Source organism: Streptomyces sp. NPDC096105, assembly GCF_044763335.1.
In the GTDB taxonomy this organism is placed as follows: domain Bacteria; phylum Actinomycetota; class Actinomycetes; order Streptomycetales; family Streptomycetaceae; genus Streptomyces.
The window spans coordinates 38,587-54,059 of the sequence record NZ_JBIWGC010000003.1 but is presented as its reverse complement, the minus strand read 5'-3'; the positions used below and the strand labels follow the sequence as shown (position 1 = coordinate 54,059).

Sequence of the window (15,473 nt, the reverse complement as noted above, 5' to 3'; positions counted from 1 at the left end):
CCCCCGGCGTGCATCACACGCCGGGGTGAATTCGGTATCGGTTCGCTCACAGCCGGCAACTTCCGCGGCCGTCACGCAGTCAGAGGGTGCGACACCGGCCGACAGGACACCGCGGAGCACACCACGCATCACGGGGAGCGCATATGCACATCAGGGGCGACCACGCCGAGCTGGTCGTCGGGGGCCGCCTCGACGTCCGCAGCGCGGCGGACGCCCGTACGGTCCTTCACTCGGCCGTCGACGACGGAGCCGGCGACCTGGTGCTGGACCTGTCCGAACTGGAGTCCTGGGACGCCACCGGACTCGGGGTGATCATGGGGGCCCACCGGCGGGCCGGCCGCTGCGGCCGGCGCCTGGTGCTGCGCGACGTACCACCGCAGATGCAGCGCCTCCTGGTGGCCACCCGGCTGCACCGCATCCTGGCGATCGAGGGGGGCATCGGGGTGGACACGCTGCCCCGCGTGTAAGGGCGTACGGGTGCACGGCGGACGAGCGGGAGAAGCCGGGCCCACGCCCGCGAACCCCGCGCCGCACGCACAATCCTCACGAGACCGTGACCACTCGGACGCCCCGGCACCCCGGGCTGTCGTGGATACTGACCGAAGGTTTAGGGTTCGGCTGCCCGCTGCCTTGAAACCCTCGAGCGGGCCCGGACCAGAAGCGACAGCGCGGTGTGCAGCGAGGCCGGCGAGGGCTTCAGCCACGACGCTTTTGGGGGCTAGGACCTATGGACCCGAACCACACGGGACCCGAGGAGTACGGCCACGGCGGCGACGCGCCGCGCCCGCGCCCTCCCAGGGAATCCCTCACCTCCGACTTCGGACAGCACACGCCCGTGCCCGCCCGCACGGTGCGACTCGTCTCCGGCGACTTCCTGCTGACCGTCAACCCCGTCGACGGCAGCGAGATCGAGCCCTGCCCGCCCGCCGAGCGGCCCGGCCGGCCCGCGAAGCTCACCGAGGCCGAGCGCGCCGAGGTGGAACGCGCCGCCGCCCCGTCCGTCCCCCCGGGCCCGGAGCGGCCCGCGCTGCCGCTGCTGGCCCGCCAGAACGAGCGGGAGCACCTGGTGCGGCTGCTCGCCCGCGGCCGCTCCGTGCGCCTGGTCGGGCCCGGAGGCTCCGGCCGCACCCGGCTGCTCGACATCGTCGCCGAGGACTGCGCCGACCTCGCCCCCGACGGCGTCGTCCGCCTCACCGGCCACCGCCGCTCCGCCGACGACCTCCTGCACGACCTCTTCCACGCCGTTCACGACGCGCCCCTGCACCGTCCCGACCGGGACGAACTGCTCGACCGCGTCCGCGAGATCGGCGCCGTCGTCGTCCTGGACGACCTGGAGTTCGGCGGGGCCGCCCTCGACGAGCTGCTGGACGCCACCCCCGAGTGCGCCTTCCTGTTCGCCGTCACCCCGGACGTGGCCGCCCCCTCCGCCGACGCCGGCGTCGAGGACGTCGAGCTGTCCGGCCTCGACCGCGCGGCCGGCCTCGACCTGCTCGGGCACGCCGTCGGCCGGAGCCTCACCGACGAGGAGGCCACCTGGGCGGGCGACCTGTGGTTCGAGTCCGAGGGCCTGCCGCTGCGCTTCGTCCAGGCCGGCGCCCTGCTCCGGCAGCGCGACCGGCTCCGGGCCGGCACCGGCGCCGTCGACGAGTTCGGCGTCTTCGAGGAGGTACGGCCCGACGAGGCGCCCTACGACCCCGCCGACGGCGACGAGGTACCGCTGCCCTCCCTCGGCGAGGCCGCCGCGCCCGCCCCGCTGCTCGCCTCCCGGCTCAGCGCCTCCGCCCGCGCCACCCTGGAGTTCGCCGTCGCGCTCGGCGGCGAGGTGCCCCACCAGGCGCACCTGCCCGCCCTGGTGGGCGACACCCACGCCGACGCCGCCCTCGGGGAACTGGTCGCCTGCGGCCTCGTCTCCCCGGTCGGCGCCCGCTACCGGCTCGCCGCCGGCGTTCCCGCCCAGCTGGAGGCCGCCGGTTACGCCGACGACGCCGGCACCCGGATCCGTGAGGCCGCGCAGCACTACGCCTGGTGGACCGGACACCCCTCGGTGACCCCGGAACGCGTCTGCGCCGAGTCCGACGCGGTCCTCGCCGCGCTCACCGCCCTGACGCCCCTCGGCCCCGTCGACGAGCCGAGCACCGCCGTGCAGCTCGCCCGCACCGCCGCGCCCGCCTTCGCCTCGGGACTCCACTGGAGCGCCTGGGAGCGGGCGCTGCGGGCCGGTGCGGAGGCCGCCCGCATCGCCGGGGACGTGGGCGAACAGGCCTACTTCCACCACGAGCTGGGCATCCACGCGCTGTGCGCCGGACAGCTCGACCGGGCGCGCGCCGAGCTGGAGGCGTCCATCGGCCTGCGCGGCGTCCTCGCCGACAAGCGCGGCACGGTCGCGGGCCGCAGGGCCCTGGCCCTCGTCGCCGACCGCTCCGGCGTGCCGCTCGCGCTCGCGCCGACCGTGGCCGAGGAGGTGCCCGCGGCGCACGTCGAGGAGCCGGCGTCCCCGCCCCGCGGGGCACCGATGGCCTTCCCCGACCTCCAGCCCCCGGCCGACACCGGTCTGTTCGTCTCCCACGCGGTACCGGCCGCGGCGGCCCCGCGGCCGGCCGAGGAGCGCGTCGCCGGCGGCCTCAGGGGCCTGGCCCGGCGCAACCTGGTCGCGGCGGGCGCGGGCGCCCTGCTCGTCGCCGTCCTGGGCACCGTGGTCACCCTCGGCGCGACGTCGGGCAGCGAGGCCGAGACGCCCTCGGAGAACATCGGGGTGAACCCCTCCGCGAGCCAGGGCGTCGACGACGGGAGCCTCGACGCGGATCCGGCGTCGGGCGACCAGGACGACACCGGGAAAGCCCCCGCCCGTCCCTCCGACCTCGGCCCGGACGGCACGCCCGGCACCGCGGACGATCCGACGCCGACGGCCACCGGGTCCGACGAGCCGTCGGACGAGGACACCGGCAGCACGGAGCCGGACGAGCCGACGAAGTCGGCGTCGCCGAGCACCGGGCCGTCCACGTCGCAGGAGCCGCCCGCGTCCCCCTCGCCGGACCCGACGGACACGGAGACCGACGAGCCCACGGAGGAGCCCGAGGAGCCCCCCACGGACACCCCCACCACGACGCCGGGGGAGCCGTCCACCAGCATCTCCGCCAGCGACACGGCCTCCTCCGCCCCCGTCGAGGCCTCCACGAGCACCGACCCGGGCGCCCCCGGCGACGCCGAGCCGCTCATCTGACCCGTCCGCACGCGGCAGGGGGCCGGGATCCGCGCGGATCCCGGCCCCCTGCCGCGTGCCGTCGAGGCCCGTCGTTCAGAACAGGCGCAGCTTGTCGTCCTCGATGCCCCGCAGCGCGTCGTAGTCGAGGATCTGGCAGCCGATGCCCCGGTCGGTGGCGAGCACCCGGGCCTGCGGCTTGATCTCCTGGGCGGCGAAGATGCCGCGCACCGGCGCGAGGTGCGGGTCGCGGTTGAGCAGTTCCAGGTAGCGGGTGAGCTGCTCCACGCCGTCGATCTCGCCGCGCCGCTTGATCTCCACCGCGACGGTCCGCCCCTCGGCGTCCCGGCACAGGATGTCGACCGGTCCGATCGCGGTCATGTACTCACGGCGGATCAGGGTGTAGCCCTCGCCGAGGGTCTCGATGCGGTCGGCGAGCAGCTCCTGAAGGTGTGCTTCCACGCCGTCCTTGATCAGGCCGGGATCGACGCCCAGTTCGTGCGACGAGTCGTGGAGGATCTCCTCCATCGTGATGATGAGCTTCTCGCCCGCCTTGTTGACGACGGTCCAGACGCCCTCCTGTTCGCCGGTGCCCTCCTTCAGGGTGCACGGCGGCGACATCCAGTTGAGGGGCTTGTAGGCCCGGTCGTCGGCATGGATCGAGACGCTGCCGTCCGCCTTGACCAGGATCAGACGAGGTGCGGACGGCAGGTGCGCGGTGAGCCGCCCGGCGTAGTCCACGGAGCAGCGGGCAATGACGAGACGCATGGTCGGCAACGCTACTCGACCGGCCGGGGTGGACGCGATCCGCCCTCACAGGGGCCCCTCGGGACCCGTGGGGCGCGTCCTGTATCTCCTGGAAAACGCGTGTTCCGCGATGGCCGATTACCGGCCCACAGGAAGTTCCGCATCCGCCCGTTCTCCTGGTGCGGTCACCGCCCGTTGCTTACGGTATTCAACGGGAGGTCGCGATCTGTGTACGCAGCGTGCCGTTTTCGCGCACTCCCTTATCTGTCAGGCAACCCCCGAGTGTTGGGGGTGCGAGAGGAGAACCCATGTCGCTCGACGTCTCACCGGCCCTACTCGAACAGGCCGAGCGAGGCGAGGTCGACGAAGCTGCCTTCGTCGACTGCGTCCGGACCTCCCTGCCCTACGCGTGGGAGATGATCAGCTCCCTGGTGGCCCAGCTGAAGGTGGACGGCGGAGCCTTCGCCGACAACCAGACGCCCCCGCCGGACGAGCAGGCACGCGGTCAGCTGCTGCGTGCGCTCGCGAGTGACGCGATACGCGGTGCGCTGCAACGGCACTTCGGTGTGCGGCTGGCCTTCCAGAACTGCCACCGGGTGGCCGTGTTCCCGCTTGACTCCTCGGTCGACGAGACGCTCGCCCGCTTCACCTCGGTGCGCGGCCAACTGCTCAACCAGTCGCCGGAACTGCGCGACTGCTGACGCTCCATCGATGGCTTGCCGCTCCGTACGCGGGAGGTGCAGTCTGTACCGGGGCGGCAAGCATCCCTGGAACGTCCCTGCCGGTCAGGTGAGTTGGGGGAGCACCTCGGCCCCGAGCCGCCGTACGTTCTCCTCCGTCGCGGCCAGGTCGCCGGAGCCCTCGACGAGCAGCGCGAAGCGGGAGATGCCGGTCCGCTCGCTGGTCGCGGCGAGCCGGTCGGCGCACAGCCGCGGGGTGCCCACCGGGTGCAGCCCGCACAGCAGCTCGGTGTAGGCCAGCGGGTCGCGCATCCGGCGCTCGCGGCCGTCCACCGTCACATGCGCCTCCAGCCCCTGTTTCAGCCAGCCGGGCATCGTCTTCAGCAGGGTCTCCGCCGCGTCCGAGCGCCGGTCCGCGATCTGGCAGACCCCGGCCGACACATGGGCCGCGCCGTCGATCTCCGCGGACGGCCGGCCGCCGGCGCGCGCGTGGCGCCGCCACAGGGCGACCATCTCGGCCTTCTCCTCGTCGCCGACGTGCATGCCGAGCAGCATCGGCAGCCCGCGCTCGGCGGCCAGCCGTACGCTCGCGGGGGAGGTGCACGCGACCACGACCTCCGGGCCCTCGGTCTCGGTGAGCGCCTCCGAGGGCCGGGGGACGACGGGCACCTCGCGGAACCGGTACCGCTCGCCGTCGGCGTCCACGGACGGCTCGCGCAGCCAGCGCAGCAGCAGGTCGAGCGCCTCCGGGAACCCCTTCTCGTAGGCCTCCAGGCCGGACCCGAAGACCTCCAGGTCCACCCACGGGCCGCCGCGGCCGAGGCCCAGCGAGAACCGCCCGCCGCTGGCGATGTGCAGCAGCGCGGCCTGTTCGCCGAGCGCGACCGGGTGGGCGGTGGGCAGCACGCTGACCGCCGTGCCGACGCGCAGCCGCCGGGTGCGGCCGAGCAGCATCGCCGCCAGGGTGACGGCGGACGGGCAGGTGCCGTAGGGCACGAAGTGGTGCTCGGCCAGCCAGGCCGTGTCGAGCCCCGCCTCCTCGGCCGCTTCGACCGAGCGGACCGCGCGGTGCAGCGCCTCCCCTTCGCCCTGCCCGGGGAACTGGGCGGCCAACACGAAACTTCCAACGCGCATTGCTCTTCCTGCTTCCTTGGCTCCGACGCGGAGCTCCCCCGCAGGGCATAACCCCCCGACACGTGCCGAGGACACGGGCGGTCGAGCGACTTTGCGGATTGTCTGCAGAATGGGCCGCTCACGAGGGGCCGTCCCGTGCCGCGGAGCGACGTGTGGCGCTCGGCGCCGTACGCGTGCCCCGGCCCGTGCCGCGTAGGCTGGACGCGGTACGTGCATCCTGTATAGCCCCGTGAGGTGTCCTGTGTCCCCGCGTCGCAACCGACCCAAGGGAGCCGGTTCTTCCGGCCGGAGCGCCGAGGACGACCGCTCCGGGCGCTACGGCGGCTGGCAGTCCACGGAGCCCTGGCGGGGCGAGGACTGGAGCGTGCGGCACGTGGCGGGCAGCAGCGCCCGCGGCAAGTCCTACCGGTGCCCGGGCTGCGACCAGCTGATCCCGGACGGGGTGCCGCACGTGGTGGCCTGGCCCGAGCACGCGGGCGCCGACGACCGCCGGCACTGGCACACCTCCTGCTGGAACGCGAAGGACCGCCGCACCACGCGGGTGCAGCGGTCCCGTAACGCGCCGAGGTTCTGAGCGGCCCCCCGCGTCGCTAGACGTCCCGCTTCCGCAGCAGGGCGAACGCCGCGGCGAGCGCGGCCGCCGTGACGGCCAGCATGATCCACAGCGGGTCCCAGCCGGACGGGCCGGACTGCGACAGGGAGTTGGCGTAGAAGATGCTCATCTGGTTCGGGATGGAGTACTCGAACAGCGCCTGCTGCACGTCCCTCAGCGATTCGGAGAACATGAACAGCGCGATCACCAGCGGGGCCAGCACCGCGGCGATCATGATCGTGATGGCGCCCGCCGAGTGCCGCACGACCGACCCGACCGCCAGCGACAGGGTGCCGAGCAGCGCCAGGTAGAGCGAGACGCCGAGCGTGCCCTTCAGCCACTCCTCGCCGGTGGGCTCCGCGGCGTTGTACTCCTCCAGCAGCGACACGTGCAGCAGGCCGACGAGCGTGGCGCACACCAAGGTCGTGACGAAGGCGACCAGGAAGAACACCACGGCCTTCGCCGCGAGCACCCGGCCGCGGCTGGGGCAGGCGACCATCGTCGTGCGGATCATGCCGGTGCCGTACTCGGAGGCGGTGGTCAGCACGCCGAGCGTGATGAGGCACATGGAGCCCAGCAGCAGTCCGAAGAAGCCCAGCGACAGCGGGCTCTCGCCGCCCAGGTCCGGGTCGGCGTTCATGATCAGCGCGCCGGTGAGCAGACCGATGCCGACCACGAGCGCGACGAACACGCCCAGCGTCCACAGGGTCGAGCGCACCGACTTGAGCTTCGTCCACTCGGAGGCGAGCGCGTGCCCGAGGTGGGCGCGCACCACCGGGATGGGCGAGGTGTAGGTGGGGTACGCCGGGCCGGGGGCGGAGGGTGCGGCGCCGGGTGCTGCCTGCCACTCGGGTGCGGCGCTCCGCGGCATCGGGGGCTGGGGCGTGCTCATCGGGCTTCCTCGGACTTCGTCGGCTCGGCGGTGGGGGCGGGCGGGGGAGCGGCGGCCGGGGGAACGGCCGGCGGGGCGCTCTGCGGCGCCTGCGGAGGCTGCGCGTACGGGGTCGGGGCGCCCGGAGCGGCCCCGGGGGCCGCGGGAGCTCCGTAGGGGCCCGCGGGGGCGGCCTGCGGCGGGGCGAAGGGCTGCCCGCCCTGCTGGGGCGGCGGCGGGGCGTACCAGCCGGGCTGGCCCTGGCCCGGCACCGGAACCGGCGGCTGCGCGCCCGGCGGCAGCGGCTGCTGCAGCCCTTCCTTCTGGTCGGTGGTCGAGCGGTAGTCGACGGCGCCCTGCGTCATCCGCATGTACGCCTCCTCCAGGGAGGCCTGGTGCGGCGACAGCTCCCACAGCCGTACGTCGTGCTCGTGGGCGATGTCGCTGATCCGGGGCAGCGGCAGTCCCGTCACCCGCAGCGCGCCGTCCTGCTCGGGCAGCACATGGCCGCCGGCCTCGGTGATCGCCGCGGACAGCTTCTCGCGCTGCTGGAGCTCCGTGTCCGGCGTGCGCACCCGGGCGAAGTCGGCGGAGTTGGCGGAGATGAAGTCCTTCACGCTCATGTCCGCCATGAGCCGACCGCGGCCGATCACGATGAGGTGGTCGGCGGTCAGCGCCATCTCGCTCATCAGGTGGGAGGAGACGAACACCGTGCGGCCCTCGGCGGCCAGCGACTTCATCAGGTTGCGCACCCAGAGGATGCCCTCGGGGTCGAGCCCGTTGACCGGCTCGTCGAACAGCAGCACCTGCGGGTCGCCCAGCAGCGCGGCGGCGATGCCCAGGCGCTGCCCCATGCCGAGGGAGAAGTCCTTGGAGCGCCGGCGGGCCACCTCGTGCAGGCCCACCACGCCCAGCACCTCGTCCACCCGGCGGGCCGGGATGCCCGACAGCTGGGCCAGGCTGAGCAGGTGGTTGCGGGCGGACCGGCCGCCGTGCACCGCCTTGGCGTCCAGCAGCGCGCCGACCTGACGGGGGGCGTTGGGCAGCTTGCCGTAGGGGTGGCCGCAGATCGTGACCCGGCCCGCCGTGGGGTTGTCCAGACCGAGGATCATCCGCATCGTCGTCGACTTGCCCGAGCCGTTGGGGCCCAGGAAGCCCGTGACGGCGCCGGGACGCACCTGGAAGGAAAGGTCGTACACAGCGGTCTTGTCGCCGTACCGCTTGGTCAGGCCGACTGCCTCGATCATGCTCCGCACCCATCGAAAGGTTCAGGACAGCGGGGCACACGCCCCCCGTAAGGGTTAGGAGCTTATCGGGACGCTGACGGTTCCGCCCAAGGGCGCGTCAGGGACGGACCGGAACGGATCCGGTCCGGTCGCTCACTGCGCGTCACGCCGCTTCAGCAGCACGTACCCGCCGATGACCGCCGCGATCACCCACAGCGCCATGATGCCCAGGCCGCCCCAGGGGCCGTACGGGGTGTCGTCGTCCACCGGGGTGACCACCTGCATGATCCTGCTGCCCGCCTGGTCGGGCAGGAACCGGCCGACCTTCTCGGTGGCGCTGACGTTGCCGAGGATGTTGGAGATCAGGAAGAAGAACGGCATCAGGACGCCCAGCGACAGCATGGGGGAGCGCAGCATCGCGGCGACGCCCATGGAGAACAGCGCGATCAGCGTCATGTACAGCCCGCCTCCGATCACCGCGCGCAGCACCCCCTCGTCGCCGATGGACGCCTTGAGGTCACCGAGCATCAGCTGGCCCAGGAAGAAGGTGGCGAAGCTGGTGGCCATGCCGACCACGAACGCCAGCGCGGTGGCCACGGCGAGCTTGCTGAACAGGAAGACGCCGCGCCTGGGCACGGCGGCCAGCGAGGCGCGGATCATCCCGGTGCTGTACTCGTTCGACACCACCAGCACACCGAACACGATCATCGCGAGCTGGCCCAGGCTGGTCCCGGCGAAGCTGATGAAGGTCGGGTCGAAGGCGAGCCTCTCCCGCTCACCGAGGTCGTCGAACTCGTTCCTCGCCAGCGCGGAGATCAGCATGCCGAGGGCGACGGTGACGATCACCGCGGTCGACAGCGTCCACACGGTGGACGCCACCGACCGGATCTTGGTCCACTCCGACCGTACGACCTGTGCCGTCGTCATGCTCGGCCCTTCCTCCAGCTCTCGCCCCACTGCTGCGGCGGCAGCGGCGCGCCGGTGTGCGCGTGGTACTCCACCGACTCCGCCGTCAACTGCATGAAGGCGTCCTCCAGGGAGGCCTGCTGCGGGCTCAGTTCGTGCAGCACCACACCGTTGCGGGCGGCCAGCTCGCCGATCCGCCCGGCGGGCGTCCCGTCCACCTCCAGCGTCCCGTCCGCGCCGTCCACCGCGGTGACACCGTCCCGGTGCAGCGCGTCCAGCAGCGCCTCCCGCTGCGGGGTGCGCACCCGGACGTAGGAGCGGGAGTTGCGCTCGATGAACTGGGCCATCGAGGTGTCGGCGAGCAGCCGGCCCTGCCCGATGACGACGAGGTGGTCCGCGGTCAGGGCCATCTCGCTCATCAGGTGGGAGGAGACGAACACCGTGCGGCCCTGCTCGGCCAGCGACTTCATCAGCGTGCGGATCCAGTGGATGCCCTCGGGGTCGAGGCCGTTGACCGGCTCGTCGAACATCAGGATCCGCGGGTCGCCGAGCAGCGCGGCGGCGATGCCGAGCCGCTGCCCCATGCCGAGCGAGAACCCCTTGGCCTTCTTCCGCGCCACCGCCGTCAGGCCGACGGTGTCCAGCACCTCGCCCACCCGCCGCTCGGGGATGCCGTTGCTCTGCGCGAGCCACAGCAGGTGGTGGTAGGCGCTGCGCCCCGGGTGCACCCCCTTGGCCTCCAGCAGGGCCCCGATGTCCGTGAGCGGATCCTGGAGCCGGTCGTAGGAGGTGCCGTCGATGCGCACGTCACCGGCCGTCGGGTGGTCGAGCCCCAGGATCATCCGCATGGTGGTCGACTTGCCGGCGCCGTTCGGGCCGAGGAAGCCCGTGACGATGCCCGGCCGGACGGTGAAGGTCAGGTTGTCCACCGCCACCTTCTCGCCGTACCGCTTGGTCAGCCCCTCCAGCTCGATCATGCGGCCACGCTAGAACGGGACGAAGCCCCCTGCCACCGCAGTGGCAGAGGGCTTCGCCGTGGTCCGGTCGCCCGTCCGGGTGTTACCGGGACTGCTGGGCCGGGACGCCCCGGGAGACCGGCTCGTCGTCGGTGGCGGGCGAGCCGGTGGCGGCGACCGCGGCACCCGTGAGGGTCGCCAGCATCTCGCGGACGTTGGTCAGCTGGGCGTTGATGGAGTCGCGGCGGTTGGTCAGCGCGGCGAGCTCACGCTCGGACTCCGAACGGATCCGGTCGGCCTTGGCGTTGGCGTCGGCCACGATGTCCTCGGCCTGGCGCTGGGCGGTCTCCACCGTCTGGCGGGCCCGGCGCTCGGCGTCGGTGCGCAGCTTCTCGGCCTCCAGACGGAGCTGCTCCGCACGGTGCTCGATCTCCGCGAGGCGCTTCTCGGCCTTGGCCTGACGCGAGGCCAGGTCGCGCTCGGACTGCTCGCGGCGCTTCGCCAGGTTCGTCTCGAAGTCCGCGGCGGCCTGCGCGGCCTTGGCGCGGGTCTCCTCGAAGAGGGCGTCCGCCTCCTCGCGCTTGGACTGGGCGTCCCTCTGCGCCTCGGAGCGCAGCTGGGCGGCCTCGCTCTGGGCCTTCTCGACGATCCGGACGCCCTCGTCCTCCGCCTTCGCCTTGCGCTCGGCGGCGTACGCCTCGGCGTCGTTGCGCACCTGCTGGGCGGCCGACTCGGCGAGCTCGCGGTGCTGCTCCGCGGCGCGCCGGGCCTCCTCGCGCAGCTCCTTGGCCTCCTCCTCGGCGAGGCGGAGGATCTTCTCCACACGCGCGCCGAGACCCGCGTACGACGGCTCGGCGTCGTTGATCTGGGCCTGGGCGTTCTGCGTCTCGAGGTGGAGCTCTTCGATGCGCTTTTCCAGGGCGGTGATGCGGGCGAGAGCGCTGTCACGGTCGGAGACGAGCTTGGAGATACGTTCGTCCACCTGAGCGCGGTCGTATCCACGCCGCACAAGCTCGAAGCCGTAGGGGGAAGTGTCGCTCATGGGGTTCCTGTCGAATGAGACCGGTGAGGTGATAGGGGAATCCTAGGGGCCGAAGCGCTGAGTCATCGAGCGGATGCACGTTTGATACGTAAGATGACACCCCTTTTGAGTGGCACGCCGCCGGAAGCCTTGCCAAACCCATGGTCAAAGCCCCCACTCTACACGGGATTTCGCCCGATTTCGCTAGCTGTCGGCTGACTTGCCACCCGTACGGGCAGCGCCTGCCGCGGCCCCCGCCTTGACGCCGTTGTCCTTGCCGCCCGCCGGGGCTTCGAAGGACTCCAGGGCCTCCAGGACGTCCTGGACGCGCGAGATCTCCGCGTTGATGTCCTCGCGGCGCCGGACGAGGACCTCCAGCTCGCGCTTGCCCTCCTCGACGGTGCGCCGTGCCTCGCGCACCGCCTCGGCCTTCAGTTCCTCGGCCTCCTTCACGAGCGTGGCCTTCTTCTGCTCCGCCTCCTTCAGAAGACCCTCGGCCTTCTTCACGGCGGCGATCCGCACCTTGCCCGCCTCGGAGTTGGCCTCGGAGACGATCTCCTTCGCCTTGGCCTCCGCCTTCGCCAGCTGCTCCTCCGCGGCCTTGACCAGCGCGTCGCAGCGGTCACCGGCGGACTTCATGGTGTCCGCCGCCTCGCGCCGGGCCCGCTCGTGCAGCTCCTCGATCTCGCTGGTGAGGCGGTCACGCAGCTCCTCGGCGCGCTCCCGGATCTGCGTCGCGTCCCGGCGCGCGCCGACCAGCAGCTCGTCGGCGTCCGCACGGGCCTTCTCCACCAGCGAGTTGCCCTCGACCCGCGCCTCGGCCACCAGCCGCTCGGCCTCGCTGCGCGCCGCGCCCACCATGGTGTCCGCCTGCGACTCGGCGTCGGCCTTCGTCTTCAGCGCCTGCTGCTGCGCCTCGGCGAGCAGCTTGTCCGCCTCGGCGGCGGTCTCCGTGATGAGCGTGTCGACCTGCTCGGCCGCCTCCGAACGCCGCTTGTTGGCCTCCTTGCGGGCCTCGTCCAGCGTCCGCTCGGCCTCCTCGCGCGCACCGGACACCAGCCGCTCCGCCTCCGACTCCGCGTCGGACCTGACCCGCTCGGCCTCCCGCCGGATCCGCTCCGCGTGCTGCTGCGCCGACCCCACCGTCTCCGCGGCCTCGGCGCGCAGCCGCTCCGCGTCGCCGGTGGCGTCCGCGATCAGCTTCTCCGCCTTGGCGGCCGACTCCGACCGCACCCGCTCGGCCTCGGCGACCGTCTCGGTGCGCAGCCGGTCGGTCTCCGCGACGGTCTCCTCGGTGAGCCGCTCCGCCTCGCCGCGCGCCTCGGTGATGAGCGTGTCCGCCTGCCTCGCCGCGTCCGAACGGATCCGGTTGGCGTCCTCACGGGCCTCCGCCCGGGTGCGCGCCGCGACCTGCTCGGCCTCGGCGACCGCGTCGGACGCCTCGGTGCGCAGCCGCTGCGCGTGCTCGGAGACCTCGGAGCGGATCCGGTCCGCCTCCGTGATCGCCTCCGACACCGTGCGCTCCGCGAGGGACTTGGCCTCCTCGGCCTCCTCCTGCGCCTCGCGCCGCAGCCGGCCCGCGTCCTCGCCGGCCCGCTCCCGCTCCGCGTAGGCGTCGGCGCGGACCCGGTCCGCCTCCTCCTCGGCCTCCGTGCGGGTGCGCTCCGCCGCGTGCTCGGCGGCGCTGCGCAGCCCGGCGATCTCCTCCTGCGCCTGCTCGTGCAGTCCCGCGACGGAGTCCCGCACCTGCTGGGCGTGGAGCTCGGACGCCGACACCATCTCCGTGGCGCGCCGGTCCGCCTCCTCGACCAGCCGTACGGCCTCGGCCTGCGCCTCCTCCACGCGGGTGCGCGCCGCCGACAGCAGCTCCTCGCTCTGCTCGCGGGCCCGCTCGCGCTCCTGGTCGGCCTCCTCGCGAGCCGCGCCGAGCAGCTCCTCCGCCTCCCGGCGCCGCCGGGCCGCCTCCTCCTGCGCGGCGGCCAGCGTCTCGGAGGCCTCCGTGCCGATCCGCTCGGCGGCCGCCTGGGCCTCCGCGCGCATCCGGTCCGCGCTGTCCTGCGCCTCCGACTTGAGCCGCTCCGCCTCGGCCGCGGCCTCCGACCGCAGCCGCACGGCGACGGCCTCGCCCTCCGCCCGGGACGCCGACGCGTCCGCCGCGGCCTCGGTGCGCAGCCGCTCGGCCTCCTGCTCGGCCTGCTGCTGGAGCGTACGGATCCGCTCGGCGGCCTCGGTGCGCAGCCGTTCGGCCTCCTCGGTCGCCTCGCGGCGGATCCGGTCGGCCTCCTCGCGCGCGTCGCTCAGCGCCTGCTCGGCCGCGGCGAGCCGCTCCTCGGCGTCGGCGTGCAGCCGGGTCAGCTCCTCGGCGGCCTCCGCGCGACGGGTCTCGACGGCCCGCTCGGTCTCCTCGCGCAGCTCGCGCGCGGCCCGCTCGGCGTCCTCCTTGAGCGCGTCGGCCTGCTCCACGGCCTCCGCACGGTGCCGCTCGGCCTCCTTGCGGGTGCGCTCCAGGGTCTCCTCGGCCTGCCGGCGCAGCGTCGTGGCGCGCTCGATGGCCTCCGTGCGGACCTTCTCGCTGTCCGTCTGCGCGGTGGAGCGCAGCTCGTCGGCGTCCGCCTTGGCCTTGGCGAGCAGCTCCTCGGCGGACTTGGCCGCCTCCTCGATCTGCGCCACGGCCTCCTTGCGGGCCTCCGCGCGGATCTTCTCGCCCTCGGCGACCGCGTCGGCACGCAGCTGCTCGGCCTCGCCGCGCAGCCGGCGCGCCTCCTCCTGCAGCTCGACCGTCTTGGCGCGGTACTCCTTGGTGTCGTCCTTCGCCGCGCCCTTGAGCTGCTCGGCGATGTCGTGCGCCTCCGCGCGCAGCCGGTCCGCCTCGGCCTCGGCCTCCCGGCGGATCCGCTCCGCCTCCTCGGCCGCGGCGCGCGTGGTCCGCTTGGCCTCCTCGGAGGCCTTGTTGAGCACGTCCTCGGCGGTCTTGGCCGCCTTGGACAGCTGGGTGGCGGACTCCTCCGCGGTGAGCGCGCGGGCCTTCTCCACGGCCTCCGCGACGATCTTCTCGGCCTCCGCGCGGGCGTCGGCGACCAGCTGCTCGGCGTCCGCCTTGGTGGCCTCCGCCTCCTTGGTCGCCTCGCCGACCAGCCGCGCCACCTGCTCCTTGGCGGTGCGCGTGCGCGTCTCGTTGGCGGCCTCGGCGGACGCGAGCGCCTTGGCGGCGGCCTCCTTCGCCTCGGCGAGGACCTTCTCGGCCTCGGAGCGCGCCTCGCGCAGCGCGGTCTCCGCCTCGGCGATCCGCTCCTCGGCGGCCCGGCTCAGCTCCTGCGCCCGGCGGCGCGCCGACTCCGACTCGGTGGCCGTGGAGGTGCGCAGCCGCTCGGCGTGCTCGGTGGCCTCCTGCGCCTGCGTGGAGGCGGCGTTCAGCAGCCGCTCGGCGTCCGCGCGGGCGCGGCGCAGCAGCTGCTCGGCCTCGCTGCGGGCCGCCTCCGCCTCGCTCTGCAGCCGGCGGCGGGCCTCGGAGGTCAGCCGCTCGGCCTCCTCGCGGGCGGCGGCCAGGGCCTGTTCCCGCTCGGCGCGGGTCTCCTCCATCAGGCGGCGGGCCTGCTCCTCGGTGCGGGCCCGCAGCTGCTCCGCCCACGCCACGTTCTCGTTGACGTGCGACTCGACGGTCCGGCGGCGCTCCGCCAGCTCCTGGTCGAGCTGCTGGCGCCGGGTCACCGCCTCCTGGTGCAGCTCCGCCTGGAGACGGGCGGCCTGCTCGGCGTGCTCCTGGAGGATGCGCTGGGTCTGGGCGCGGGCCTGGCTCAGCTCCCGCTCGGCGTCCGCGCGGATCTGGTCGGCCTGCATCTGCGCGTTGCGGAGCAACTGCTCGGCCTGGTAGCCGATGTCGCCGCCGTCGTAGGCGGGCCGGGACATGATGGTGCGCCGCGCCTCGTGCAGCTTGGCGCGCAGCACCTCGACCTGGTAGCCGAGGTCCTCGGCGTGCTGGATCGCCTTTTCCCGCTCGGTCTTCAGCCGTTTCATCTCGGCTTCGAACCGAGAGAGGTGGTCGACGTCAGCCGCCGGCTCTCGCTCCTGGCTCTCGTAGCCCCGCACTGCGCGGTCCCATCCGTCCCCTGGTCGCAAGTCTGGCCGAGCCCCGTCCATCCCG

12 protein-coding genes are annotated in these 15,473 nt (G+C 73.6%); 4 read left to right on the top strand and 8 right to left on the bottom strand.

The features are described from left to right. Nucleotides 1-143: 143 nt before the first annotated feature. Nucleotides 144-467: an STAS domain-containing protein gene (locus ACIQ8B_RS05715; RefSeq protein ID WP_403545532.1), complete on the top strand. Its 324-nt coding sequence runs from the start codon at nt 144-146 to the stop codon at nt 465-467. 260 nt (nt 468-727) lie between these two features. Then, complete coding sequence (locus ACIQ8B_RS05710) at nt 728-3,220, top strand: ATP-binding protein (protein ID WP_403545530.1); 2,493 nt, start codon at nt 728-730, stop codon at nt 3,218-3,220. A 75-nt stretch (nt 3,221-3,295) separates the two neighbouring features. On the opposite strand, the gene nucS is transcribed toward ACIQ8B_RS05710, so the two are convergent. Next, complete coding sequence (gene nucS / locus ACIQ8B_RS05705) at nt 3,296-3,967, bottom strand: endonuclease NucS (RefSeq protein WP_290006124.1); 672 nt, start codon at nt 3,965-3,967, stop codon at nt 3,296-3,298. Between the two features lie 287 nt (nt 3,968-4,254). Between nucS and ACIQ8B_RS05700 the strand changes: the two genes are divergently transcribed. Beyond that, nucleotides 4,255-4,647: an SCO5389 family protein gene (locus tag ACIQ8B_RS05700; protein ID WP_106412402.1), complete on the top strand. Its 393-nt coding sequence runs from the start codon at nt 4,255-4,257 to the stop codon at nt 4,645-4,647. Between the two features lie 84 nt (nt 4,648-4,731). Here the strand turns inward: ACIQ8B_RS05700 and ACIQ8B_RS05695 are convergent, their stop codons facing one another. Then, nucleotides 4,732-5,760, bottom strand: coding sequence for an LLM class flavin-dependent oxidoreductase (locus tag ACIQ8B_RS05695; RefSeq protein ID WP_403545527.1), 1,029 nt, complete (start codon nt 5,758-5,760; stop codon nt 4,732-4,734). A gap of 241 nt (nt 5,761-6,001) precedes the next feature. Between ACIQ8B_RS05695 and ACIQ8B_RS05690 the strand changes: the two genes are divergently transcribed. Then, complete coding sequence (locus ACIQ8B_RS05690) at nt 6,002-6,334, top strand: ATP/GTP-binding protein (RefSeq protein ID WP_106412400.1); 333 nt, start codon at nt 6,002-6,004, stop codon at nt 6,332-6,334. A 16-nt stretch (nt 6,335-6,350) separates the two neighbouring features. On the opposite strand, the gene ACIQ8B_RS05685 is transcribed toward ACIQ8B_RS05690, so the two are convergent. From ACIQ8B_RS05685 to scy, 6 genes are all read right to left on the bottom strand, one after another. Continuing rightward, the gene (locus tag ACIQ8B_RS05685; protein WP_403545525.1) at nt 6,351-7,244 is read right to left on the bottom strand and encodes an ABC transporter permease subunit; all 894 of its coding nucleotides are present in this window, start codon (nt 7,242-7,244) and stop codon (nt 6,351-6,353) included. After that, the gene (locus ACIQ8B_RS05680) at nt 7,241-8,470 is read right to left on the bottom strand and encodes an ABC transporter ATP-binding protein (protein ID WP_403545523.1); all 1,230 of its coding nucleotides are present in this window, start codon (nt 8,468-8,470) and stop codon (nt 7,241-7,243) included. Before ACIQ8B_RS05680 ends, ACIQ8B_RS05685 begins: the two co-directional genes overlap by 4 nt. Nucleotides 8,471-8,602: 132 nt before the next feature. After that, entirely contained in the window at nt 8,603-9,376 is a 774-nt protein-coding gene (locus tag ACIQ8B_RS05675; protein ID WP_106412397.1) for an ABC transporter permease, read from the bottom strand. Further along, nucleotides 9,373-10,332 (bottom strand): ABC transporter ATP-binding protein, encoded by a 960-nt coding sequence (locus ACIQ8B_RS05670; protein ID WP_403545520.1) that lies wholly within the window; start codon nt 10,330-10,332, stop codon nt 9,373-9,375. The genes ACIQ8B_RS05675 and ACIQ8B_RS05670 overlap by 4 nt, the downstream gene beginning before the upstream one ends. 82 nt (nt 10,333-10,414) lie before the next feature. Further along, nucleotides 10,415-11,353, bottom strand: a complete 939-nt coding sequence (locus tag ACIQ8B_RS05665) for a cellulose-binding protein (RefSeq protein ID WP_106412395.1) — start codon at nt 11,351-11,353, stop codon at nt 10,415-10,417. A 183-nt stretch (nt 11,354-11,536) separates the two neighbouring features. Beyond that, on the bottom strand, nt 11,537-15,418 hold the full coding sequence (gene scy, locus ACIQ8B_RS05660; RefSeq protein WP_403545518.1) for a polarized growth protein Scy: 3,882 nt from the start codon (nt 15,416-15,418) through the stop codon (nt 11,537-11,539). Nucleotides 15,419-15,473 lie beyond the last annotated feature (55 nt).

Coding starts and splice junctions, on each gene's coding strand:
- ACIQ8B_RS05685 (WP_403545525.1), bottom strand. CDS start 7,244: ATGAGCACGCCCCAGCCCCCGATGCCGCGGAGCGCCGCACCCGAGTGG.
- nucS (WP_290006124.1), bottom strand. CDS start 3,967: ATGCGTCTCGTCATTGCCCGCTGCTCCGTGGACTACGCCGGGCGGCTC.
- ACIQ8B_RS05665 (WP_106412395.1), bottom strand. CDS start 11,353: ATGAGCGACACTTCCCCCTACGGCTTCGAGCTTGTGCGGCGTGGATAC.
- ACIQ8B_RS05715 (WP_403545532.1), top strand. CDS start 144: ATGCACATCAGGGGCGACCACGCCGAGCTGGTCGTCGGGGGCCGCCTC.
- ACIQ8B_RS05695 (WP_403545527.1), bottom strand. CDS start 5,760: ATGCGCGTTGGAAGTTTCGTGTTGGCCGCCCAGTTCCCCGGGCAGGGC.
- ACIQ8B_RS05670 (WP_403545520.1), bottom strand. CDS start 10,332: ATGATCGAGCTGGAGGGGCTGACCAAGCGGTACGGCGAGAAGGTGGCG.
- ACIQ8B_RS05675 (WP_106412397.1), bottom strand. CDS start 9,376: ATGACGACGGCACAGGTCGTACGGTCGGAGTGGACCAAGATCCGGTCG.
- ACIQ8B_RS05710 (WP_403545530.1), top strand. CDS start 728: ATGGACCCGAACCACACGGGACCCGAGGAGTACGGCCACGGCGGCGAC.
- ACIQ8B_RS05680 (WP_403545523.1), bottom strand. CDS start 8,470: ATGATCGAGGCAGTCGGCCTGACCAAGCGGTACGGCGACAAGACCGCT.
- ACIQ8B_RS05700 (WP_106412402.1), top strand. CDS start 4,255: ATGTCGCTCGACGTCTCACCGGCCCTACTCGAACAGGCCGAGCGAGGC.